Origin of the sequence: Lentzea sp. NBC_00516 (genome assembly GCF_036346835.1) — a bacterium.
Taxonomy (GTDB): domain Bacteria; phylum Actinomycetota; class Actinomycetes; order Mycobacteriales; family Pseudonocardiaceae; genus Lentzea; species Lentzea sokolovensis.
Genome location: NZ_CP107840.1, coordinates 7,616,586 through 7,638,329 on the forward strand (window position 1 = coordinate 7,616,586; position 21,744 = coordinate 7,638,329).

General features: G+C 69.0%; 22 protein-coding genes. 17 read left to right on the forward strand and 5 right to left on the reverse strand.

Annotated features, from left to right (window positions below; translation table 11 throughout):
• Positions 1-10 precede the first annotated feature (10 nt).
• Genes OG205_RS34975 through OG205_RS34985 form a run of 3 tightly spaced genes read right to left on the reverse strand, consistent with a single transcriptional unit; the run spans position 11 to position 2,019 of the window.
• Positions 11-736, reverse strand: coding sequence for a maleylpyruvate isomerase family mycothiol-dependent enzyme (locus tag OG205_RS34975; RefSeq protein ID WP_330272176.1), 726 nt, complete (start codon positions 734-736; stop codon positions 11-13).
• Between the two features lie 9 nt (positions 737-745).
• A complete protein-coding gene (locus OG205_RS34980; protein ID WP_330272177.1) occupies positions 746-1,552 on the reverse strand; it encodes a class I SAM-dependent methyltransferase in 807 nt (268 codons plus the stop codon).
• Positions 1,531-2,019, reverse strand: coding sequence for a DUF2505 domain-containing protein (locus tag OG205_RS34985; RefSeq protein WP_330272178.1), 489 nt, complete (start codon positions 2,017-2,019; stop codon positions 1,531-1,533). The genes OG205_RS34980 and OG205_RS34985 overlap by 22 nt, the downstream gene beginning before the upstream one ends.
• On the opposite strand from OG205_RS34985, the gene OG205_RS34990 reads away from it, so the two are divergent.
• Both OG205_RS34990 and OG205_RS34995 read left to right on the forward strand, forming a co-directional pair.
• Complete coding sequence (locus tag OG205_RS34990; RefSeq protein WP_330272179.1) at positions 2,018-3,118, forward strand: UDP-N-acetylmuramate dehydrogenase; 1,101 nt, start codon at positions 2,018-2,020, stop codon at positions 3,116-3,118. The two genes, OG205_RS34985 and OG205_RS34990, sit on opposite strands and share 2 nt — an antisense overlap.
• A gap of 79 nt (positions 3,119-3,197) precedes the next feature.
• Positions 3,198-4,211 carry a hypothetical protein gene (locus OG205_RS34995; protein WP_330272180.1) on the forward strand — a complete coding sequence of 338 codons (1,014 nt, stop codon included), beginning with the start codon at positions 3,198-3,200 and terminating at the stop codon, positions 4,209-4,211.
• Here OG205_RS34995 and OG205_RS35000 read toward each other — a convergent pair.
• Positions 4,165-4,896: an SDR family oxidoreductase gene (locus OG205_RS35000; RefSeq protein WP_330272181.1), complete on the reverse strand. Its 732-nt coding sequence runs from the start codon at positions 4,894-4,896 to the stop codon at positions 4,165-4,167. The two genes, OG205_RS34995 and OG205_RS35000, sit on opposite strands and share 47 nt — an antisense overlap.
• A gap of 92 nt (positions 4,897-4,988) precedes the next feature.
• Between OG205_RS35000 and OG205_RS35005 the strand changes: the two genes are divergently transcribed.
• The 7 genes from OG205_RS35005 to OG205_RS35035 all read left to right on the forward strand — a co-directional run bounded on the left by OG205_RS35005 (position 4,989) and on the right by OG205_RS35035 (position 12,917).
• Entirely contained in the window at positions 4,989-6,128 is a 1,140-nt protein-coding gene (locus OG205_RS35005) for a L,D-transpeptidase (protein WP_330272182.1), read from the forward strand.
• 179 nt (positions 6,129-6,307) lie between these two features.
• The gene (locus OG205_RS35010) at positions 6,308-7,600 is read left to right on the forward strand and encodes an RNA-guided endonuclease InsQ/TnpB family protein (RefSeq protein WP_330272183.1); all 1,293 of its coding nucleotides are present in this window, start codon (positions 6,308-6,310) and stop codon (positions 7,598-7,600) included.
• Positions 7,601-7,625: 25 nt separating this feature from the next.
• Positions 7,626-8,312, forward strand: coding sequence for an alpha/beta fold hydrolase (locus OG205_RS35015; RefSeq protein WP_330272184.1), 687 nt, complete (start codon positions 7,626-7,628; stop codon positions 8,310-8,312).
• Complete coding sequence (gene mshA, locus OG205_RS35020) at positions 8,309-9,556, forward strand: D-inositol-3-phosphate glycosyltransferase (RefSeq protein WP_330272185.1); 1,248 nt, start codon at positions 8,309-8,311, stop codon at positions 9,554-9,556. The genes OG205_RS35015 and mshA overlap by 4 nt, the downstream gene beginning before the upstream one ends.
• Entirely contained in the window at positions 9,553-10,032 is a 480-nt protein-coding gene (locus tag OG205_RS35025; protein WP_319976764.1) for a YbjN domain-containing protein, read from the forward strand. The genes mshA and OG205_RS35025 overlap by 4 nt, the downstream gene beginning before the upstream one ends.
• Positions 10,033-10,161: 129 nt before the next feature.
• The gene (locus OG205_RS35030) at positions 10,162-10,941 is read left to right on the forward strand and encodes a DUF4349 domain-containing protein (protein ID WP_330272186.1); all 780 of its coding nucleotides are present in this window, start codon (positions 10,162-10,164) and stop codon (positions 10,939-10,941) included.
• A 410-nt stretch (positions 10,942-11,351) separates the two neighbouring features.
• Entirely contained in the window at positions 11,352-12,917 is a 1,566-nt protein-coding gene (locus OG205_RS35035; RefSeq protein ID WP_330272187.1) for a 4-coumarate--CoA ligase family protein, read from the forward strand.
• A gap of 57 nt (positions 12,918-12,974) precedes the next feature.
• Here OG205_RS35035 and OG205_RS35040 read toward each other — a convergent pair whose 3' ends face one another.
• Entirely contained in the window at positions 12,975-13,532 is a 558-nt protein-coding gene (locus OG205_RS35040; protein ID WP_330272188.1) for a dihydrofolate reductase family protein, read from the reverse strand.
• A 115-nt stretch (positions 13,533-13,647) separates the two neighbouring features.
• Between OG205_RS35040 and OG205_RS35045 the strand changes: the two genes are divergently transcribed.
• The 8 genes from OG205_RS35045 (at position 13,648) to OG205_RS35080 (ending at position 21,735) form a co-directional block, all read left to right on the forward strand.
• A complete protein-coding gene (locus OG205_RS35045; RefSeq protein ID WP_330272189.1) occupies positions 13,648-14,394 on the forward strand; it encodes a phosphoglyceromutase in 747 nt (248 codons plus the stop codon).
• Between the two features lie 289 nt (positions 14,395-14,683).
• Positions 14,684-15,856 (forward strand): sensor histidine kinase, encoded by a 1,173-nt coding sequence (locus OG205_RS35050; RefSeq protein WP_330272190.1) that lies wholly within the window; start codon positions 14,684-14,686, stop codon positions 15,854-15,856.
• A complete protein-coding gene (locus OG205_RS35055; protein ID WP_030477953.1) occupies positions 15,853-16,533 on the forward strand; it encodes a response regulator transcription factor in 681 nt (226 codons plus the stop codon). Before OG205_RS35050 ends, OG205_RS35055 begins: the two co-directional genes overlap by 4 nt.
• A gap of 27 nt (positions 16,534-16,560) precedes the next feature.
• A complete protein-coding gene (locus OG205_RS35060) occupies positions 16,561-17,541 on the forward strand; it encodes a Ppx/GppA phosphatase family protein (RefSeq protein WP_330272191.1) in 981 nt (326 codons plus the stop codon).
• Positions 17,541-18,806, forward strand: coding sequence for a hypothetical protein (locus OG205_RS35065; RefSeq protein WP_330272192.1), 1,266 nt, complete (start codon positions 17,541-17,543; stop codon positions 18,804-18,806). Before OG205_RS35060 ends, OG205_RS35065 begins: the two co-directional genes overlap by 1 nt.
• Positions 18,803-19,648, forward strand: coding sequence for a sugar phosphate isomerase/epimerase family protein (locus tag OG205_RS35070; RefSeq protein WP_330272193.1), 846 nt, complete (start codon positions 18,803-18,805; stop codon positions 19,646-19,648). Before OG205_RS35065 ends, OG205_RS35070 begins: the two co-directional genes overlap by 4 nt.
• Positions 19,649-20,059: 411 nt before the next feature.
• Positions 20,060-20,956, forward strand: coding sequence for a proline dehydrogenase family protein (locus tag OG205_RS35075; RefSeq protein WP_330272194.1), 897 nt, complete (start codon positions 20,060-20,062; stop codon positions 20,954-20,956).
• Positions 20,953-21,735, forward strand: coding sequence for a thioesterase family protein (locus OG205_RS35080; protein ID WP_330272195.1), 783 nt, complete (start codon positions 20,953-20,955; stop codon positions 21,733-21,735). The genes OG205_RS35075 and OG205_RS35080 overlap by 4 nt, the downstream gene beginning before the upstream one ends.
• Positions 21,736-21,744: the final 9 nt, after the last annotated feature.

The window sequence follows — 21,744 nt, forward strand, 5'->3', positions numbered from 1 at the left end:
GCAGAAGTATTCACGGCCTGGGCAGCCCCGCCAACAGCGACTCGTCTCCGGTCACGATCGCGTGGCTCGGACGGCCCCACAACGCCCGGTAGACGGCGTCGGCGGTGCCCGCGAGGGTGACGTCGGCGTCGACGGCCGAGTCCAGCACCCCGGTCACGACCAGCGGCTCACCGGGCGCGAGCCAGGCCTCCCACGTGCGGCCCGCGTCGGCGGCGTGCACGAGGACCCGGCCGGTCACCTCGATCACCCTGCCCAGCACCAGCTGGCGGGGCATCATGATCGTGAGCATCTCGTCGATGCCGTCCGCGGCGAACTCCGGGTCGAAGACCAGCGACGGCAGCTCGTGACCGGTCGCGAGCTCCGCGTCCAGACGGTGGATCGACGTCTCGTGCGCCTGCCTGCGTGCCCAGAATCCCGCTTGCGAGGGGCCCTGGAAGGTCCATGCCGGACTGTTCGGCGGCGTGGAGCGCAACCGTTCGAGGAGCAGGGAGGTTCCGTTGTCCCACCAGGCAAGCGCCTCGTCCCAGTCCTGCGGGGCCTTGGGCCACTCCGGCCGGCCCGCCGCGGGCTCGGTGACGACGGCCTGGGCCGCCCACGCGTGGACCTCGGCCATGTGCCGCACCAGTTTCCGCACCGTCCACTCAGGACATGTGGGAACGGGGGCGTCCGGGCCCGCCTTCACGGCGGCCGAACGCATCAACGAAGCCTGGGTCTCGATCTGCGCGACGAAGTCCACAAACCCACCCTAGGGCGCGACGGCCGCCCATTCGAGCGTGATTTCGCCGAGCCGCCACCGCCGCCGGTCGTCCAGCACCGGCCAGCCCCGCTCGGCCAGCAGCCGCGCCGACTCCACCCACCGCGCCCGAGGCCCGAACGGCGCGAACGGCGCCGCGGTGGCCCAGCAGGCGTCCAGTTCGGCCAGCAACGCGTGCACGCGCTCGCCCGGCACGTTCTTGTGGATCAACGCCTTGGGCAGCCGTTCGGCCAGGTCGGACGGCACGTCGATGCCGGACGGCTTGCACGCCAGCGTGAACCGCAACGGCCCGTCCGCGGACAGCGTCACCCACGTGCACCGGCGCCCGATCTCGTCGCACGTGCCCTCGATGATCAACCCGCCGGGAGCCATGCGGCCGAGCATCGTGTCCCACGCCTCGAACGCCTGCTCCTCGGTGTACTGGCGCAGCACGTTGAAGGCGCGCAACAACACCGGCCGCGCACCGGCCAGCTCGAAGCCGCCGCGCCGGAAGTCCAGGAAGGGCGGTGAAGCGACGGCCTTGCCCGCCTCGACCCGGTCGGTGTCGATCTCCAGCCCGAGCACGCGCACGTCCGGCCGCACGACCCGCAGCCGGGAGGCCATCTCGACGGTGGTGATCGGCGTCGCGCCGTACCCGAGGTCGACCACGAGCGGATCGGCCGCGTCGGCCAGGAAGCCACCGAGCGTGCCGGTCATCCACCGGTCGACCCTGCGCAGGCGGTTCGGGTTGGTCGTGCCGCGGGTCGGAACGCCGAGCGCGCGGGCCCGGCCGGCGGCTAGCCGCGGTTTGCGAGCCATTGAGAGGTGAACTCGCTCTCCTTGTCGAGCAGCACGGCGACCTGCTCCGCGATCAGCTTCTCGATCTTGCCGCCGACGAACGGGATGCTGACCTTGACCTCCCCCGTGAGGGTGAGCTTCGAGCCGGATCCGTTGTCCAGGACGGTGAACGAGCCGTCGAGCTTGCCGGGCACGCCGCCGACCGCCACCTCGACCGTGCCGGCACCGGCCGCCCAGGTCTCCGTGCGCTGGATCACCAGGTCGCCACCGAGCACCGCCTTGACCGCCGACGGCACGTGCTCCGCGGGCACACCCTGCTTGAGCTGGTACGACGTCTGCTCGTCGGTGCTGGAGAACGTCACGAGCGCGGCGCCGGAGCCACCGATCGACGCCAGCCGGTCGCGCAGATAGGTCTCGTCGACCATCGCGCCGTAGACCTTCTCCGCCGAATGGGGTGACGTGGTGTGGTGCTCGATGCGGCGTGCCATGTCGCGGAGGCTACCGTTGACGTCTGTGACCACCACGCAGTCCGTACCTCTGGCCGAGCGCACCACGCTCCGACTCGGTGGCCCGGCCGCGCGGTTCGTCCACGCCACGACCGCCGCTGAGCTGGTCGAAGCCGTGCGAACAGCCGACGCGGCCGCCGACGAGAAGGTCCTCGTGCTCGGTGGCGGCTCCAACCTCGTGATCTCCGACGGCGGCTTCGACGGCACGGTCGTGCACGTCGCCACCAAGGGTTTCCGCCTCGACCCGCTGGGCGGCGGCATCGTCCAGTTCACCGTCGAGGCGGGCGAGGAGTGGGACGCGGTCGTCGCCGAGGCGGTCGCGCAGGGCCTCGGCGGCCTCGAGTGCCTGTCGGGCATCCCCGGCCTCAACGGCGCCACGCCCGTGCAGAACGTCGGCGCGTACGGCGTCGAGATCTCCCAGGTGCTGCAGTCGGTGGACCTGCTGGACCGCCGCAGCGGCAAGGTGCACCAGGTGCCCGCCGCCAAGCTGGGCCTCGACTACCGCACCAGCACGCTCAAGGGCACGGACAACGCGGTCGTGCTGCGCACCAGGTTCTCGCTGACCTCCGGGGGCATGTCCGCGCCGATCCGCTACGGCGAGCTGGCGCGCGTTCTCGGCGTGGCACAAGGTGATCGCGTTCCGGCGGACGCTGCCCGCAAGGCCGTGCTGGAACTGCGGCGCGGCAAGGGCATGGTGCTCGACGCCACCGACCACGACACGTGGAGCGCCGGCTCGTTCTTCACCAACCCGATCATCGACGACTCGACGTTCAACGGCGTGCTGATCCGCATCGCCGAACGCCTCGGCGCCGACGTCGACGTGCCGAGCTATCCGGCGGGCCACGGCCAGAAGAAGCTCTCCGCCGCGTGGCTGATCGAACGGGCGGGGTTCCGCAAGGGTCACCAGGGCCCCGGCGGCAGGGTGTCGTTGTCCGGCAAGCACACGCTGGCCCTGACCAACCGCGGCGGCGCCTCGACCGAGGACCTGCTCGACCTGGCACGCGAGGTGCGCGACGGTGTTCGGACCGCTTTCGGCGTGGAACTGCACCCCGAACCGGTCTTCGTAGGCGTTCAGCTGTAAGTCCGTCCGGGTGACTCCGTGTGACGAACCGCTACCTGGCGTGTTTCATTGAGGTAGGGGTTGTTGAACGGGGGTTGCCATGAGCTACCTCGACGAGAACGCGCGAGAGGTCATCAGGCCGGTCAAGCGCATGGTCGAAGACGAGTTCCTGTCCCGGCCCGGAGTGATCGGCGTCGACATCGGCGAGAAGGTCACCCGCGGCCGTCCGACGGGCAAGGCCGCGATCGTGGTCTACGTGTGCGCCAAGGGACCTGACCATCCGCAGCAGATCCCGGTGGAGGTCGGCGGTGTGCCGACCGACGTGGTCGCCGAGTCGATCGTGCTGCACCGGGCCAGGATCAGCCGCACCGCAGACGAGCAACCCGTTGCGGCGGAACGGCATCCGGTGCTGCGCGGGGGCATCGGCATCGGCCCGGCCAGGTCGTTCAGGGTCGTGCCGCCCGAGGTCGAGCGTGCCGGCGAGTACGTGATCGCGGGCACGCTCGGCGCGTTCGTCCTCACCCGTGACGAGCCGCGCAAGGTGTTGGGGCTCACCACTTTCCACGTCGGGTGTGTCGACGACTCGTGGTCGGTGGGCGACGAGTTCGTGCATCCGTCCCGAGTGGACGGTGGGGTTCCCGGTGCCGACGAGATCGCCGTGCTGGACCGGGCGGCGCTCGCCGGGGCCGTGTCCGCGGCGGGGCTGCGGATGGGCGCCAGGCCGTTCCGCGCGGAGGTGATCGACGTCGGCGCGATCATGGGCGGCGCCAGGGCGAAGATCGGCTCGACCGTGCGCAAACGCGGCCGCACCACCGAACTCACGTACGGCGTGATCGAGTCGACGGACTCGACGCTGCGGCTCGACTTCGGCGACGGGATCGGCGTCCGGACGTTGCGCGACCAGATCCGCGTCCACTCGTCCGAACGCTTCGGCGACCACGGGGACAGCGGCGCCGTGCTGGTCGACGCCGACAACTACGTCGTGGGCCTGTACGTCGCCGGATCGGGCTCGACGGGATTTGCCAACCCCATCGAGCCCGTCCTACGTCAGCTGGACGTGGAGTTGCTCACTCCCGGTGTGCCCGAGTCGCGGAGGCCTGGGCCCGCGGCTTGAGCACGATGGTGTCCAGGTTCACGTGCGACGGCCGGGTGACGGCGAACGCGATCACGTCCGCCACGTCGTCCGCGACCAGCGGCGTGATGCCCTGGTAGACCTTGGCCGCGCGCTCGGTGTCGCCGTCGAACCGATTCGCCGAGAAGTCCGTCTCGACCATGCCCGGCTGGATCTCGGTGATCCGCACCGGCTGACCGAGCAGCTCGCCGCGCAACGTGCGGTGCAACGCCGACTGGGCGTGCTTGGCGCTCGTGTACCCGGAGCCGTTGTCATAGGCCTCGTACGCGGCGATGGACGTCACGGACACGATGTGCCCGTCCCCGGACGCGATCAGCTTCGGGATGAACGCCTTGGTCACCAGCAGGGTGCCCAGGACGTTCGCCTCCCACATCCAGCGCCACTCGTCCGCGACGCCCTCGGCGACGGTCGAGAGCCCGCGAGCGCCGCCCGCGTTGTTCACGAGGACGTTTGCTTCGGGTACCCGGTCCGCGAAGGCGGCGACGGAGGTCTCGTCGGTGACGTCCAGCTCGATGGCCGTCCCGTCGATCTCCTTCGCGATAACGTGGAGAAGGTCCAGACGACGTGCGCCGAGCACGACGTGGAAGCCCTCGGCGGCCAACCGGCGCGCGGTGGCCTCACCGATGCCCGCGCTAGCTCCGGTCACAACTGCGACAGGTCGATTCACGACTTCGATCGTAGGTGCCGAACAGGGTGTGACTGACATCACTCACACCCCGATGGGGTTCTGGACGTCCACCATGGTGGGAGGTCGAAACCGTGAAGAGAACACTTGTCGCGCTGGTCGCCGGACTGACGCTGCTGACCGGCTGCTCGAGTGTCGAGGCAGGATCGCCGAAGGCGGACAGCTCGTTGCCGTCCGCGAAGGTGACCCTGTCCCCGGTCGACGGAACCAAGGACGTGCAGGTCACGACCCCGGTCCAGGTCACCGTGGTGGACGGCAAGATCGAGTCCGTCGCACTGAAGTCACCCGAGGGCGCCGACGTCAAGGGCACCCTCACCGAGGACAAGTCAGGCTGGACGACGGCCGAGCCCCTGGGCTACGGCAAGACGTACAGCTACAACGGCAAGGCCGTCGGCTCCGACGGCAAGCCGGTCGAGCTCAAGGGCTCGTTCACCACCGTCGCGCCCGGTTCGCAGACCCGCGCGACGCTCTGGCCCTCCGACAACCAGACCGTCGGCGTCGCGGCGCCGATCATGGTCAAGTTCGAGGCGCCGGTCGAGGACAAGGCCACCGTCGAGAAGGCCCTCAAGGTCACCAGCTCGGCGAACGTCCAGGGCTCGTGGGCCTGGCTCAGCGCCCAGGAAGTGCACTACCGGCCGGAGAAGTACTGGCCCGCCAACACGACGGTCAAGGTCGAGGCGAAGCTCTACGGCGTCAACTACGGTGGCGGCGCGTTCGGCAAGGCCGACGTGACCAGCGACTTCACCGTCGGCCGCAACCAGGTCGTGAAGATCGACAACCCGACGCACCGGCTCAAGGTGTTCCGGGACGGCCAGCAGACCGCGGACTACCCGGCGTCGTTCGGCAAGGACGCCGACCCCGAGCTCACGACGCCGAACGGCACGTTCGTCGTCATGTCGAAGAACGACACGTTCTCGTTCGACAACCCGCGCTACGGCTACACCAACGTCGTGAAGAAGTGGGCCGTCCGGTTCTCCAACCACGGCGAGTTCATCCACGAGAACAACGACAACGCGGGCAACATCGGCAGCAACAACACCTCGCACGGCTGCGCGAACCTGCTGGAAGCCGACGCGAAGGCGTACTACGACTCGGCGCTGGTCGGTGACCCGGTCGAGGTGACCGGCTCGATCACGACGCTGCCGGCCCAGTTCGACTGGTACGACTGGCAGCTCTCGTGGGACCAGTGGAAGGGCAAGTCCGCCATCAAGTAGGACCGGCGGGAATGCGTGCCTCTACCTGGTCGTTTGTCTCTGTGTGCAGCTGACCGAGCGATCGTCGGTGCTGTCCCCGTCCTATTGGGCTGGGACAGCACCTCTCAGCAGCTCTGTGGCCTGCAGCTATTCAGAAACCTCAGAGCATGAGTCGAATGAGTGTTCGATAGACTGGGGCAGTGCAGGCCCGCTATCGCTACCGCGTAGAACCGAACCTGGTTCAGCAGCGGTTGCTTGCGCGGACGTTCGGCTGCGCCAGGGTGGTGTTCAACGACGCGATCCGCTGTCGGGACGATGCGTACCGCGCAGCGGAGAAGATCTCGCCGACCGAGGTGCAGCGGCGCGTGATCACCGAGGCGAAGACCCGCGAGGACCGGGCTTGGCTGGCCGAGGTTGCCAGTGTGGCGTTGGTGCAGTCCGTCCGCGACGCGCACCGTGCGTTCTCGAACTTCCTCGACTCGGTGACAGGACGTCGCCGTGGCCGCAAAGTCGGCCGTCCCCGGTTCAAGTCCCGCAAGGACAACCGGCAGTCTGTTCGATTCACCCGCAACGGATTCACCATTCGGCCGAACGGACGGCTGTATCTGGCGAAGATCGGCGATGTGAAAATCCGCTGGTCGCGGGAACTGCCGTCGGAGCCGTCGTCGGTCACGGTCATCCAGGAGCCGGACGGCCACTATTACGCCAGCTTCGTGGTCGACATCGCGCCGGCGCCGTTGGCCGTGCTGGAACAGGAAGCCGGGGTGGATCTCGGGCTTGCCCGTCTAGCGACCGTGGCCGATACGACTGGTCGGCACAGGCAGGTGGCGAACCCGAAGAGTCTTGCTCGGAAACAGCGCAAGCTGGCCCGTCTGGAACGGGAGAAGGCCCGTCGCATCAAGGGAAGTGCGAATCGGGCCAAGTCGCGTCGCAAGGTCGCAATACTGCACAGCAAGGTGTCTCGCGCGCGGCGGGACCATCACCACAAGGAAGCTCTCGTCCTGGTCCGCGAGAACCAAGCGGTCTACGTAGAGGACTTGAACATTGCGGGGATGGTCGGCAACCGGTGGTTGGCGCGGTCGATCCACGATGCTGGTTGGGGCCAGTTCGTGCGACTGATCGAGGAGAAAGCCGAACGATGCGGCCGCATCCTGCACCGAGTGTCCCGCTGGCTGCCCAGTTCGAAGACCTGCTCGACGTGTGGGCACGTTATGGATGCCATGCCGCTGGCGATCCGCAACTGGATGTGTCCGCTCTGCGGCGTTGCGCACGATCGGGATCACAACGCCGCGATCAACATCCTCGCCGCAGGGCGTGCGGAGAGGAAAAACGCCTGTGGAGCCGGTGTCAGTCCTCCACCAGTGGAGGCAGTCGGTGACGAAGCAGGAAGCACCCCAGACGCGGCATGGCCGCATGGGAATCCCTGGCCCTCGGGCCGGGGAGCACGTCAAACACGTGACGGCGGCCGGCGGGGGACGACTGGCCGTACGTGAGGCAGGCCGGCCGGGAGCGCCACCCGTGGTGCTGATCCACGGCTGGGCGCAGACGGGTGCCGTCTGGGATCTGCCCGACTTTCACACCTACGCCGTCGACCTGCGAGGACACGGCGAATCAGACGACTTCGGCGACTACCGCGACTCCGCTCAGTGGGCCGCCGACCTGAAGGCCGTGCTCGACCACACCGGGCCCGCGACCGTCGTCGGATGGTCCTACGGCGGGCTCGTCATCGCCGACTACCTCCGCTTCCACGGCACCGCGGGCATCAACGCGCTGGTGTTCGTGAGTGCGATCACCGAGATCGGCCGCGGTCGCCCTGGAGGCGAGACCGGGCCGGTGATGCGGGACGCGCTGCCCGGCGCGATCACCGACGACGCCGTGATGGCGAAGTTCTGCGAGGCCATGGCGCCTTTCCTGCCTGCTGGGACCGTCGCCAAGCTCACTGCCTCGGCGACCTCCGTGAGCCATAAAGTGCGAGGTGAGCTGTTCCGCAGGGACGTGGGCAGCGCTGACGTGCTGAAGGCCGTAGACGTGCCGACCCTGGTCGTGCACGGAACTCAAGACGAGGTGGTCGCCCCTGCCGCCGCCGAGTACTCCGCCGCCCTGATCCCCGGAGCCGAGTTGAGCCTGTACCCCGACACCGCGCACGCGCCCTTCCTGGAGCGGCCCGCGCGGTTCACCGCCGATCTCCTGCGAGTCGCCCGATGAAGCGCGTAGCGGTGCTCTCAGTGCACACCTCGCCGCTCGAACAGCCGGGGACGGGTGATGCGGGCGGGATGAACGTCTACATCGTGCAGACGGCCACACGGATGGCCCAGCGCGGTGTCGAGGTGGAGATCTTCACGCGCGCCACGTCGTCGGAACTGCCGCCCGTCGCCGAACTGGCGCCCGGTGTGCGCGTGCGGCACGTCGCCGCCGGTCCGTTCGAGGGCCTGGGCAAGGAAGAACTGCCTGGCCAGCTCTGCGCGTTCACGGCGGGTGTTTTACGAGCCGAGGCGCGCCACGAGCCGGGCTACTACGACGCGATCCACTCGCACTACTGGCTGTCCGGGCAGGTCGGCTGGCTGGCGCGGGAACGCTGGGGAGTGCCGTTGGTGCACACGGCGCACACGCTGGCCAAGGTGAAGAACCTGGCGCTGGCCGAGGGGGACGCGCCGGAGCCCCGGATGCGGGTGATCGGCGAGGAGCAGGTCGTGGGCGAGTCGGACCGGCTCGTCGCGAACACCGACATCGAGGCCAGCGAACTGATCAAGCTCTACGACGCGGAGCCGTCCAAGGTGGCCGTCGTGCCGCCCGGCGTGGACCTCGACCGCTTCACGCCCGGTGACCAGGCGCGGGCCCGCAAGTGCTTCGGCATCCCTCAGGACGCGATCGTGCTGGCGTTCGTCGGCAGGATCCAGCCGCTGAAGGCTCCTGACGTGCTGCTGCGGGCCGCCGCGGAGATGCTAGTGCGTGATCCCGGGCTGCGGTCCCGGCTGGTGGTGCTGATCGTCGGCGGGCCGTCCGGCAGCGGCACCGAACGCCCGAAGGCGCTGGAGGAGCTGGCCGCGCAGCTGCAGATCACGGACGTCGTGCGGTTCCTGCCGCCGCAGCCGGGGCCGACGCTGGCCGAGGTCTACCGGGCAGCCGACCTGGTCGCGGTGCCGAGCTACAACGAGTCGTTCGGGCTGGTGGCGCTGGAGGCCCAGGCCTGCGGGACGCCGGTGGTCGCGGCGGCCGTCGGCGGGCTGCCGGTGGCGGTCAACGACGGCGTGTCCGGGGTGCTCGTGCACGGGCACGAGCCGGAGGAGTGGGCCAGGGCGATCGGCTCGATCGCGTTGCCGCAGCGGGAGCACCTGGCGAGCAACGCCGTCGGGCATGCGCGACGCTTCTCGTGGGACCGCACGACTGACGCCCTGCTGGCGGGGTATCAAGAGGCGGGAGAAGTGTTCCGCCGGGAGGTTTTCGCTTGAGCATCGACGGTGTCATCAAGGCTTTTCTGGACGAGCGGGAGCTGAAGTACGACCGGAGCGAGCCCGGCAAGTTCTTCGTGACGCTGCCGGGCACGAAGAAGCTCCAGACCAACCTGTGGCTGGTCGAGACGAAGCACGCGCTGGTGGTCGAGGCTTTCGTGTGCCGGCGGCCGGACCAGTCGTTCGAGGACGTGTACCGGTTCCTGCTGCGTCGCAACGCACGGCTGTACGGCGTGCACTACACGATCGACGCCGAGGGTGACATCTACCTGGTCGGACGGGTCGGCAAGCACGCCGTGACGCCCGACGAGCTGGACCGCGTGCTCGGGCAGGTGCTGGAGGCGGCGGACGGCGACTTCAACCCGTTGCTGGAGATCGGGTTCGCCGACGCGATCCGGCGGGAGTGGGCGTGGCGGGTGTCGCGCGGCGAGTCGCTGGCGAACCTGCAGGCCTTCCAACATCTCGTTTCGGACTAGCGGGCAACTCGTTTCGGCTTCCCCGGCAACCATCGGTCCCCGCCGCGCCGTCCGATGAGCATGCGCAGACCAGGGGTGTGGGTGGGAGTCGCGTTGCTGGCCCTTGTCACGACGGGGTGCGGTAGCAGCATGAGTGGTGGTGGGACGGCGGCGAAGGACGCCGCGCCACCGCAGGCGGCGCAGAACAAGGCGCCGCAGCAGGAGAACAACGCCGCGCAGGGCGTGCAGCCGGTGCAGCAGCAGGAACGTCAGCTGGTGCGCACGGCGAACGTCGACCTGCGCAGCGACGACGTGCTGAAGGCGATCGGCCAGATCAAGGACCGGGCGGCGGCCGTCGGCGGGTTCGCGGGCGAGGAGAACTCGACCAAGAGCTCCGGGTCCGTGACCGTGCGGGTGCCGTCGGCCGAACTGGACAAGGTCGTCCGGGACCTCACGAGCGTGGGCGAGGTCACTCGCAGCGAGGTGCGCAGCGAGGACGTCACCGATCAGCTGGTGGACGTCGAGGCGCGGATCGCGACGCAGAAGGCCAGCGTCGAGCGGCTGCGCGTGCTGTTCGAGCGGGCCGGGTCGACCTCCGAGGTCGCGCAGGTCGAGCAGGAACTGACCAAGCGGCAGGCCGACCTGGAGTCGATGCAGCGGCGCAGCGCGTCGTTGAAGGGCCAGGTCTCCATGGCGACGCTGACCGTCCGGGTTGCGACGGTCCCGATCGCGGCGCCCGAGCCCGAGAAGGTCGGGTTCCTCGGCGCTCTGGCGGGTGGCTGGGACGCGCTGGTCGCGGTGGTGGGCGTGATCCTGATCGGCGTCGGCGCGATGCTGCCGTTCCTGGTGGCGCTGGGCGTGCCCGCCGCGCTGGTGGTCTATCTGCTGCGCAAGCGCAGGCGTGTCACCCGAATGAACGAAGCAGGGTGATCGAGTTCTACTGAGAGTGTGCCTTTGATGATGCGCGGAACGGCTCGGGAGAGAGGGGGAGTCGCTTCGAGCCGTCCCGCGTCAAAGGTCCCCGCTGCTGTGGATCCGTGGACGGGGGGAGCCTGCGGATCCCAAGCGGGCCACGCGATTCGACGGGGGATGACGAATCGCGCTCGGTGCCTCGCGCTCGTCGAGTAAGCGTGGGAGCCGACTCGCGGAGGCGGTATCAACTTCTCAGATACATCCTTGCGATCACAAGTGCTTGTATTACTCCATTCGAGTGTATTTAGACGTGCTAAGTAACGCATCTGTAGCGATCGAGCAGTCCTTGACCTGCTCAGTGGCCTGGATCACGATGACCCCACAGGCTGGGTGTACAGCGCTGTACAGCGAATGAATGAGGTCGCCGCATGGTCTTTCGCAGTCCGTACCCCGATGTCGAGATCCCTGATGTGTCGCTGCACCAGCTGTTGTTCGGCGACATCGCCGACCGGGCGGACCGGGTTGCGCTGATCGACGGCATGTCCGGCGCGTCCATGACCTACGGCCAGCTCGCCGGGGCGATCGACCGCATGGCCGCCGCACTGGCCGCGCGAGGTATTGGGAAGGGTGATGTCGTCGGCATCCTCAGCCCGAACACGCCCTACTACGCCGTCGTGTTCCACGGCATCCTGCGTGCGGGCGCCACGGCCACCACGATCAACGCGCTCTACACGCCCGACGAGGTCGCGCACCAGTTGCACGACGCGGGCGCGAAGATGCTGTTCACCGTCTCGGTGCTGCTGCCCAACGCCGCCCCCGGCGCCGCGAAGGCCGGCGTGACCGACGTGGTCGTGCTCGACGGCGCCGAGGGCTACCCGTCGTTGCCGGAGCTGCTCGCGAACGACCACCCGGTGCCCGAGGTGGAGATCAACCCGTCCGAGGACCTCGCGGTGCTGCCGTACTCGTCCGGCACGACCGCGCTGCCCAAGGGCGTGATGCTCACGCACCGCAACCTCGTCGCGAACCTCGTGCAGTGCGGCCCGATCCTGTCGGACGTCGGCGCGCACACCCGGATCCTCGCCGTGCTGCCGTTCTTCCACATCTACGGCATGCAGGTCCTGATGAACAACGGCCTGTACATCGGCGGTGTCGTCGTGACGCTGCCGAAGTTCGAGCTGCCGGAGTTCCTGCGCGTCATCGCCGAGCACAAGACCGACCGCGTCTACATCGCCCCGCCGGTCGCCGTGGCCCTGGCGAAGCACCCGATCGTCGACAACTACGACCTGTCACCGCTGCACACGCTGTTCTCCGGCGCGGCCCCGCTGGACGAGGACCTCGCCGCCGCGGTGCGCAAGCGCATCGGCTGCCGCGTCGTGCAGGGCTACGGCATGACGGAGATGTCGCCGGTCAGCCATGCCATCCCGGACGGCCGCGACGACATCTCGGTCGGCACCGTCGGCGTGATCATCCCGAACCTCGAGTGCCGCCTGGTCGACCCGGCCACCGGCGAGGACGTGGGTGCCGGCGAACGCGGTGAGCTGTGGTGCAAGGGCCCGAACATCATGAAGGGCTACCTGAACAACGCCGAGGCCACCGCCGCCACCATCGACGACGACGGCTGGCTGCACACCGGCGACGTGGCCGTGATCGACGCCGACGGCATCGTCTCGATCGTCGACCGCGTCAAGGAACTGATCAAGTACAAGGGCTACCAGGTCCCGCCGGCCGAGCTCGAGGCCGTGCTGCTCACCCACGAGGAGATCGCCGACGCGGCGGTCATCGGCGTGCGTGACGCGGACGGCGAGGAGATCCCGAAGGCGTTCGTGGTGCGTCAGGCCGGATCGTCGATCGAGGGCGACGCCGTGATGGCGTTCGTGGCCGCGCACGTCGCGCCGCACAAGAAGGTGCGCGTGGTCGAGTTCATCGAGGCGATCCCGAAGTCGGCCGCCGGCAAGATCCTCCGGAAGGACCTCAGGGCCCGCGAACAGGCCTGATCTGGAACCTGCGGAACTCGAACGCCCTGGCAACGATCGTTGCCAGGGCGTTCGCCGTCAGTGCCCCGCCGCCGGCTTCCGCACGCGGAAGCGGAGCATCGTCACCGAACCCGACTGCGTGCTGGCGAACGGTTCCAGGTCGATCCGCCCGAGATCCGAGGTCGAGAACCGCACGCCGTCGCCGAGCAGCACCGGCAGGACGTACACCAGGACCTCGTCGACGAGCCCTTCCCTCAGGCACTGACTGGCCAGGTCGGCACCGAGGATCTCCAGGTCCTTCCCGCCCGCCGCCGCGCGCGCCGTGGCGACGGCCTCCGCGAGGTCGCACGTGAGGAACGTGACGCCCTGCTCCGGCTCGTCCGGCGGCCGGTGCGTCAGGACGAACTGCGGTCCGCCGTCGTAGGTGGTGTCCTCGTGGCGCATCTTCTTGGCGACCTCGTGGGTGCCCCTGCCGACGAGCATGGCGCCGGTGGCCTGCTCGACCTCGGGGAACGGGTTGTCCTTGAAGTGCTCGAAGACCCAGTCCATCGCGTGGCCGGGACCTGCGATGAAGCCGTCCAGGGACATCGCCCTGTTGACCACGACCTTGCCGGGATCGGCATCCGAATCACTCATGCCGGTGCAGACCCGGCGCGGGCCGCGAACTCATCGGTGCCGGCGGATCTCATGGCGTGGATCACGGTGCCCTGCCGGGGTACGGCGGGAGGGTCGGCATGGCAGGCTAGCCGCCATGTCTGTCGGAACTTTGATCCTGCTCCGCCACGGCGAGAGCACGTGGAACGCGGAGAACCTCTTCACCGGCTGGGTGGACGTTCCCCTGTCGGAGAAGGGCGAGAAGGAGGCCCGTCGAGGCGGCCAGCTGCTGCGCGACGCGGGCGTCCTGCCGGAGATCCTGCACACGTCGCTGATGCGCCGGGCGATCATGACCGCGAACCTGGCCCTCGACGCCGCCGACCGGCACTGGATCCCGGTCAAGCGAGACTGGCGTCTCAACGAACGCCACTACGGCGCGTTGCAGGGCAAGAACAAGAAGCAGACGCTCGAGGAGTTCGGCGAGGAGCAGTTCATGCTCTGGCGCCGCTCCTACGACACCCCGCCGCCGCCCATCGAGCCCGGCAGCGAGTACAGCCAGGACACCGACCCGCGCTACGCGGGCCTCGGCCCGGACCTGCCGCTGACCGAGTGCCTGCTCGACGTCGTGAAGCGCATGCTCCCGTACTGGGACGAGGCGATCGTGCCGGACCTGCGCACCGGCAAGACTGTCCTCGTGGCCGCGCACGGCAACTCGCTGCGCGCCCTCGTGAAGCACCTCGACGGCATCTCGGACGAGGCCATCGCGGGCTTGAACATCCCGACCGGCATCCCGCTGCGCTACGACCTCGACGAGGACCTGAAGCCGATCAAGCCGGGCGGCGAGTACCTCGACCCCGACGCCGCCAAGGACGCCATCGCGGCGGTGGCGAACCAGGGGCGGTGATTTTCTGCCGCGCCTCCGGCGCGGCGGCGAGTTCGCCTTGAAGTCGGTCATCCGGCCGACTCGCTCACGCCGAAATTGGGCTTCGCCGAATTTCGACGTGAGCGGGTGACCGGATGACCGACGCGAACTCGCGGTCCCCCCGCCTGGCACATTTCACCCCCCTTCATCACGGTTGGGTGAACACAGGCTGACCAGGTGCGGAACAACCGTCCATTGAGGTGTCGCGGGCGTCACGGTTCACGCTTCCGCACTAGGCCAAGACACCTCTGAGCTGCTTACCATTCGCCTCGTGACCACAACGGGTTACCTCGCTGTGTCGATCGGCCTCGCGCTCATCGGCGCGATCGCCGCTTTCTTCATCGGCCGGTCCACCGCCCCACGGCACCCGCGGAAGCCGGAAGGCCTCACGGTCGCCGACCTGATCCAGCAGATCGTGCACGACTCGCACGACGGCATCGTGGTGCTGAACCACTTCGGTGACGTGGTGCTGCACAACCCCCGTGCCGAAGAGCTCGGGATCGTCCGCAACAACCGCGTCGACGACCGGGCCCGCAAGGCCGCCGAGGGCGTCCGGGGCAGCAACGAGGTCGTGTACGTCGATCTCTCGCCGCTGGAGGGCTATCGGACCGGGCGTCAGCCGGAGGCCGTGCACGCCGAGGTCCGCCTGCTCATCGAGGACTTCACGGTCGTGGACGCCACGGACGAGTCGGAGTCGGTGCGGCTGGAGAAGACCCGGCGCGACTTCGTGGCGAACGTCAGCCACGAGCTCAAGACGCCGGTCGGCGCCCTCGCGCTGCTGGCGGAGGCCGTGCTGGACGCGAGCGACGACCAGGACGAGGTCCGCCGGTTCAGCGCGAAGATCATGCAGGAGGCCACGCGCCTCGGCATGCTCGTCACCGAGCTGATCGCGCTGTCCCGGTTGCAGGGCGCGGAGAAGCTGCCAGAGCTGTCCGACACCGAGATCGACGTCGTGATCAACGAGGCGCTGTCGCGGTCCAAGCTCGCCGCCGAGTCCGTCAACATCTCGATCAACGTCGACGAACCGAGCGGGTTCGTCGTGCCGGGCGATCGGTCGTTGCTGGTCACGGCGCTGACGAACCTGCTGGACAACGCCGTCGCGTACTCGCCGCCCGGCAGTCCGGTGAGCGTGAGCCGGCGGCTGGTGGACGGGCACGTCGAGATCGCGGTGACCGACCGCGGCATCGGCATCGCCGAGGACCAGCAGATCCGCGTCTTCGAGCGGTTCTACCGCGTCGACAAGGCCAGATCGCGCGCGACCGGGGGCACCGGGCTCGGGCTCGCGATCGTCAAGCACGTCGCCGCCAACCACGGCGGTGAGGTGAAGCTGTGGAGCCTGCCAGGAACGGGGTCCACCTTCACGCTGCGGATTCCCGCCGCGGCGACCGAACCGAATCCGACTCTCGTGCCTTCGGGCGCGGGTGATCCAGGAGGAGAGCTGTGACCAGAGTGCTCATCGTGGAGGACGAGGAGTCCTTCGCCGATCCGCTCGCCTTCCTGCTGCGCAAGGAAGGGTTCACCGCGGCGCTCGCGGCCACCGGCCAGGAGGCGCTCGAGGAGTTCGACCGCAACGGCGCCGACATCGTGCTGCTCGACCTGATGCTGCCCGGCATGAGCGGCACGGACGTGTGCAAGCAGCTCCGTCAGCGCTCCGCCGTCCCCGTGATCATGGTGACGGCCCGCGACAGCGAGATCGACAAGGTCGTCGGCCTCGAGCTCGGCGCTGACGACTACGTCACCAAGCCGTACTCGGCGCGGGAGCTCATCGCCCGCATCCGCGCGGTGCTGCGCCGCGGCGGCGAGTCCGAGGACCTGCTGCCGCAGATCCTGGAGGCGGGCCCGGTGCGGATGGACGTGGAACGCCACGTCGTCACCGTCGCGGGTCAGGACATCAGCCTGCCGCTCAAGGAGTTCGACCTCCTCGAGTACCTGCTGCGCAACGTCGGCCGCGTCCTGACCAGGGGCCAGCTGATCGACCGCGTGTGGGGAGCGGACTACGTGGGCGACACGAAGACGCTGGACGTGCACGTCAAGCGGCTCCGTTCGAAGATCGAACCGGACCCCTCGGCACCGCGGCATCTCGTTACGGTCAGGGGTCTGGGTTACAAGTTCGAGTCCTGACGGACACGACCAGGTACCGTTTCCGGCGTGCGCCTGGGCGTTCTCGACGTGGGGTCCAACACCGTCCACCTACTGGTGGTGGACGCGCATCGTGGTGCCCACCCAATCCCGATGACGTCCGAGAAGACGATCCTTCGTCTCGCCGAGCAGCTCGACGACCAGGGTCAGCTCTCCAAAACGGGCGCTGACCAGCTCGTTCGTGCCGTGGCCGCCGCCAAGGCGTCGGCCAAGAAGTCCGGCTGCGACGACATGATGGCGTTCGCGACCTCGGCGGTGCGCGAGGCGGGCAACTCGGCCGAGGTGCTCGACCGGGTGCGCACCGAGACCGGGGTCGAGCTCAAGGTCCTGTCCGGTGAGGACGAGGCCCGCTACACCTTCCTCGCGGTCCGCCGCTGGTACGGCTGGTCCGCGGGCAGGTTGCTCAGTCTCGACATCGGCGGCGGCTCGCTCGAGCTCGCCATCGGCCGTGACGAGAACCCGGACCTGGCCTTCTCCGTGCCGCTCGGCGCGGGAAGGCTCACCAGGACCCGGTTCAAGAAGGATCCGCCCCGGCGTTCGGAGGTCCGCGAGACCACCGACTGGCTCGCCGAGCAGCTCGCGCCCGTGGCGCGGAAGCTGAAACGCGCGGGTGAACCCGATCGAGTGGTTGCGACCTCAAAAACTTTCCGAACGCTGGCGCGGCTCACCGGGGCCGCGCCATCGTCTGCCGGGCCCAGGGCGCGTCGGGTTCTCACCGACGCCGGCCTGCGGCAGCTGATCGCGTTCATTTCCCGGATGTCGGCCAACGACCTCGCGGAGCTGGAAGGCGTGAGCACTTCACGCGCACACCAGCTCGTCGCGGGAGCGTTGGTCGCGGAGGCAACAATGCGAGCCCTGTCACTCACGCAGCTGGAGATTTGCCCCTGGGCACTCCGGGAGGGTGTCATCCTCCGGCGGCTGGACCACACTGATGGGACGGACCAGAGCGATACTGGACGGACTGGCCAGACCGGGGCACGGTGGAGTTGATGAGTCGAGAGAGCGGATCGGACCAGACGCAGCGCACAGTCGCTGAGCTGCTCGCCCAGTACGGGGGCAGCGCAGAGAGTGCGCCACGTCGGCGACGCCGCCGCGCTGACGACGAGGAAGACGTCCAGCAGCCGGAGACCGCGCCCCAGACGATCATCGAGCGGGTGCTGTCCGACAGCGGCCGCCTGATGGCGATTCGCGACGACACCGCCGCACCGCAGCCCGGTCGTCGTGCCGCCCCCGAACCGCCGGCCGAGCGCACCGCGTACCAGCCGAAACAGCAGGTCGCGCCGCCGAAGCCGCCACAGCAGTCGCAGCAGATGCCGCTGCCGCAGGCCCAGCCGCCGCAGGTCCGCAGACCGGTTCCGCAGCCGCCGAAGCCGGCGCCTCCCGTTCCCAAGCCCGCCGCGCCGGTGCCGCCGCCTCCCGCGGCCGCCGAGCAGACCCGGCAGGTGCCGCAGGTCCGCGACCAGACGTCCCGTTCGGACATGCCGCGCCCTGAGGTGCCCGGCCGCCTGGAGGCACGGCTCGACCAGTCGCCCGGCGCGCCGTCGCGCACGAACATCGCCCGGCCGCCGAAGCCGGTGCCGCCGTCGGTGCAGCTGCCGATACCGGGCCCGCCGCGCGAGGCGATGACCGAGCAGCTTCCGCGCATCCCGGCGAAGGCGCCGGTGGACAAGATCGCCGCACTCGAGACCGAGTCCGTGCTGATCGTGCCGCCCGCCCCGCCGAAGCTGCCGGAGCCGTTGCCGGGCAACGTGCCCGACGCCTGGTTCAGCGACGACGACGCGCAGGCCAAGACCGATCTGTCCATGCCGCCGATGGAGTCGACCGCGGCGCACCCCGCCCCGTACGTGGACGACGACTCGCAGGAGTACGCCGCCTACCGCGCCGAGGACGACTACCTCGCGGACGCCGACGAGGAGGACGACGAGGACGAGGGTCCCGCCGGCCTCGACGACGCGGCCGACGTCGAGGAGGACCCGGAAACCGAACCGCGCTCGCCGGCCAAGGAATGGCTGATCATGATCGGCCAGCTCGCCGTCGGCGTGCTCGGCGGCGCCGCGCTGTGGCTCGCGTTCAACTACCTGTGGCGCTCGGTACCGGCCGCCGCACTCGTGGTGGCGCTTGCCGTTACCGTGGGTCTGGTGTTGCTGGTTCGAAAGATCCGCAGAGCGGACGATCTGCAGACCACCGTCCTGGCCGTGCTCGTGGGCCTCATCGTGACCGTCTCACCAGCGGCGATGCTGCTGGTGAAGAGTTGACCGCCCGCATCCCGGTCGGGCTTTCCACGGCGTCGGTCTACCCGCAGCCCGCCGGAGCGGCGTTCGAGATCGCGTCCGAACTGGGCTACGACGGCGTCGAGCTGATGGTGTGGGCCGACCCGGTGTCGCAGGACATCCGCGCGGTCGACCGCCTGTCGTCCCGGACGGGCATGCCGGTCCTCGCCGTGCACGCGCCCTGCCTGCTGATCTCGCAGCGGGTGTGGTCGCCGGACCCGGCCGAGCGGTTGCGGCGGTCGGTGCGGGCTGCTGCCGATCTCGGGGCTTCGACCGTCGTGCTGCATCCGCCGTTCCGGTGGCAGCGCAAGTACGCGGACGGGTTCGCGGAGCTGGTCTCGTCTTTGGAGGACGAGAGCGGGATCGCCATCGCGGTCGAGAACATGTTTCCCGTGCGGCGGCCCCTGGGGCGGGGGCGGTCCGTGGAGATGAACGCGTTCAAGCCTTCTGTGGACCCGACCGATGTCGGGCACGCCAACTACACCCTGGATCTGTCGCACTCGGCCGCCGCGCACATGGATGCGTTGGAGTTGGCCAAGCGGATGGGGGACGGGCTGCGGCACATCCACCTGGCTGACGGGTCCGGGGCTCCCAAGGACGAGCACATGGTGCCTGGGCGCGGGACTCAGCCCTGCGCGGAGCTTTGCGAGATGCTGGCTCGGGGTGGGTTCGACGGGCAGGTCGTGCTGGAGGTCAACACACGTCGGGCTGGGACTCCTGCTGGGCGGCGGGAGATGTTGGCTGAGGCGTTGTTGTTCGCCCGGCTGCATTTGGACTGGGCCGCTGAGGGTGGGGCCGGGAAGGCTCGGCCTGGGGTTTCTCGCTGAGGGCTGACCGTGCGGGTCGGCTTGCGTTGGTTTGTCGCGTTCCAGCGGGGTTGGTCGCGTTCCGTGCGGGTGGTCGCCTTGCGAGGGTGGGCGCGTGGGTCGTGACGAAGTGCGGGGTTGCGGTTGGGGCTTGACCTTGAGCCTCTAGCTGGGCGCGTAGTCGGCCTCAAAGACCGGGGTGAAAGCGCCCCCGGCCGAGCCCAGACAGGGTGGCACCCAGCCCCTCAAGGTCAAGCCCCAATCGCCGTGAGCGGGGTGCACCGCTTACCCGGCGCCCTAGGTTCATACGGCTCGCTTCGCATCGCCACGCCAGGCCTCGTACCTGGTTGCTTTGCGCTGCTGGCTTCCGGGTGGCACCGCGCGGGGCGAGTCCCGGCGCTGTTGGTTGAGTGGCGAGTTAGGGTTTCTGGTGTGAACCCGCTGCGAGCGTTGATCATGGCCGCGTCTCGCAACGACGCGGTCCGTCATCTGGTCGCCAACGCGCCGATCAGCCGCGATGTCGTGAAGCGGTTCGTCGCCGGCGAGACCACCCGAGATGCTGTCGAGGTCGTGCGGGGGCTGGGGCTGCCGGTGACGCTCGACTACCTCGGTGAGGACACCAAGGACGAGGCTCAGGCCGAGCGGACCGTGCAGGCGTACCTCGAGTTGCTCGACGCGTTGCACGCTGCGGGGCTGGCGGTGAATGCCGAGGTCAGCGTCAAGTTGACCGCGGTCGGGCAGACGCTCGACGAGTCGCTCGCCCTGACGAATGCCTCCCGGATCTGTGCCGCCGCCGAGCAGTGCGGGACGACCGTCACGCTCGACATGGAAGACCACACGACCACCGACTCGACGTTGCGGGTGCTGAGTGAATTGCGTCGCACCTGGCCCTGGGTCGGGGCGGTGTTGCAGTCGTACCTGCATCGGACGTTGGACGACTGCAAGGCGCTCTCCGGGGCCGGGAGCAGGGTCAGGCTGGTCAAGGGGGCCTACGCGGAGCCTCCCGAGGTTGCGATTCAGGATCCATCCGAGGTTGATCTGAACTACGTGCGGTGCCTGAACGTTCTCCTCGCCGGAGAGGGGTATCCGATGTTCGCGACGCATGACCCGCGCCTGATCGAGATCATTGGCGAACGAGCGCGCTGGTATGACAAAACTGACTTCGAGTACCAGATGCTCTACGGCATCCGGACCGAGGAGCAGAAGCGTCTCGGCACTCGTGTTTATGTTCCCTACGGCGAGCAGTGGTACGGATATCTCATGCGGCGACTTGCGGAACGGCCTGCCAACGTGACCTTTTTCCTGCGGTCGCTGGCCAGCCGCTCATGACCTTCTCGAAGTCCAGTGCGGTGCGGTCGCTCGGTGACGGAACCTTCACCGCGTCCCTGCCCGCCGAGTGGACCGTGGGCCCGAAGCCCCACGGCGGTTTTCTTCTCGCGGTGATGACCCGTGCTGCTGCTCACATTGCCGACGGTGATCCGCTGGCGGTGTCCGCGCAGTTCCTGCGTGCGCCGGAGGTCGGGCCCGTGCTGGTCCGCACCGACGTGCGCAAGGCCGGGCGGACGGCGACGGTCGTCGCGGTGACGCTGGAGCAACGCGGTCAGGTGTGCGTTGAGGCGTCGGTCACCACGGGGCGGATCCCCGAGCACCGGGCCGACTACGTGAACCTGCCCACCATGCCCGCGGCGCCACCGCCCGGTTCGGTGGAGATGGCCACGTTCCCGACCGGCGGGGTCTACCGGGTGGGCGCGCTGTGCGACCTCCGGGTGGACCGCGAGTCGGCGACGTTCCTCGACCGGCGCACGGACGGACCGCTCACGCTGAAGCTGTGGGCGCGGCCCACCGACGAGCAGCCCGACCCGTACTTCGCGTTGCTCGCGGGCGATCTGTCGATGCCCGTGACGTTCAACCTCGGTCGTTTCGGCTGGTCACCGACGGTGCAACTGACGGCGCTGCTGCGGGCACGGCCGGCGCCGGGCTGGCTGCGCATCCACGTCACCTGCCAGGCGGTGCACGGCCAGTGGTTCGACGAGGACGCCACGGTGATCGATTCCGCCGGCCGGTTGGTGTGTCAGGCACGGCAGCTTGCGTTGACGCCCGCTGTGTGAGACTTGACC

Excerpts from the sequence above, each read along its gene's own strand:
- OG205_RS34980 (WP_330272177.1), bottom strand. The coding sequence starts at position 1,552 with ATGGCTCGCAAACCGCGGCTAGCCGCCGGCCGGGCCCGCGCGCTCGGC.
- mshA (WP_330272185.1), top strand. The coding sequence starts at position 8,309 with ATGAAGCGCGTAGCGGTGCTCTCAGTGCACACCTCGCCGCTCGAACAG.
- OG205_RS34990 (WP_330272179.1), top strand. The coding sequence starts at position 2,018 with ATGTCGCGGAGGCTACCGTTGACGTCTGTGACCACCACGCAGTCCGTA.
- OG205_RS35065 (WP_330272192.1), top strand. The coding sequence starts at position 17,541 with ATGAGTCGAGAGAGCGGATCGGACCAGACGCAGCGCACAGTCGCTGAG.
- OG205_RS34995 (WP_330272180.1), top strand. The coding sequence starts at position 3,198 with ATGAGCTACCTCGACGAGAACGCGCGAGAGGTCATCAGGCCGGTCAAG.
- OG205_RS35040 (WP_330272188.1), bottom strand. The coding sequence starts at position 13,532 with ATGAGTGATTCGGATGCCGATCCCGGCAAGGTCGTGGTCAACAGGGCG.
- OG205_RS35035 (WP_330272187.1), top strand. The coding sequence starts at position 11,352 with ATGGTCTTTCGCAGTCCGTACCCCGATGTCGAGATCCCTGATGTGTCG.
- OG205_RS34985 (WP_330272178.1), bottom strand. The coding sequence starts at position 2,019 with ATGGCACGCCGCATCGAGCACCACACCACGTCACCCCATTCGGCGGAG.
- OG205_RS35080 (WP_330272195.1), top strand. The coding sequence starts at position 20,953 with ATGACCTTCTCGAAGTCCAGTGCGGTGCGGTCGCTCGGTGACGGAACC.
- OG205_RS35030 (WP_330272186.1), top strand. The coding sequence starts at position 10,162 with ATGAGTGGTGGTGGGACGGCGGCGAAGGACGCCGCGCCACCGCAGGCG.
- OG205_RS35045 (WP_330272189.1), top strand. The coding sequence starts at position 13,648 with ATGTCTGTCGGAACTTTGATCCTGCTCCGCCACGGCGAGAGCACGTGG.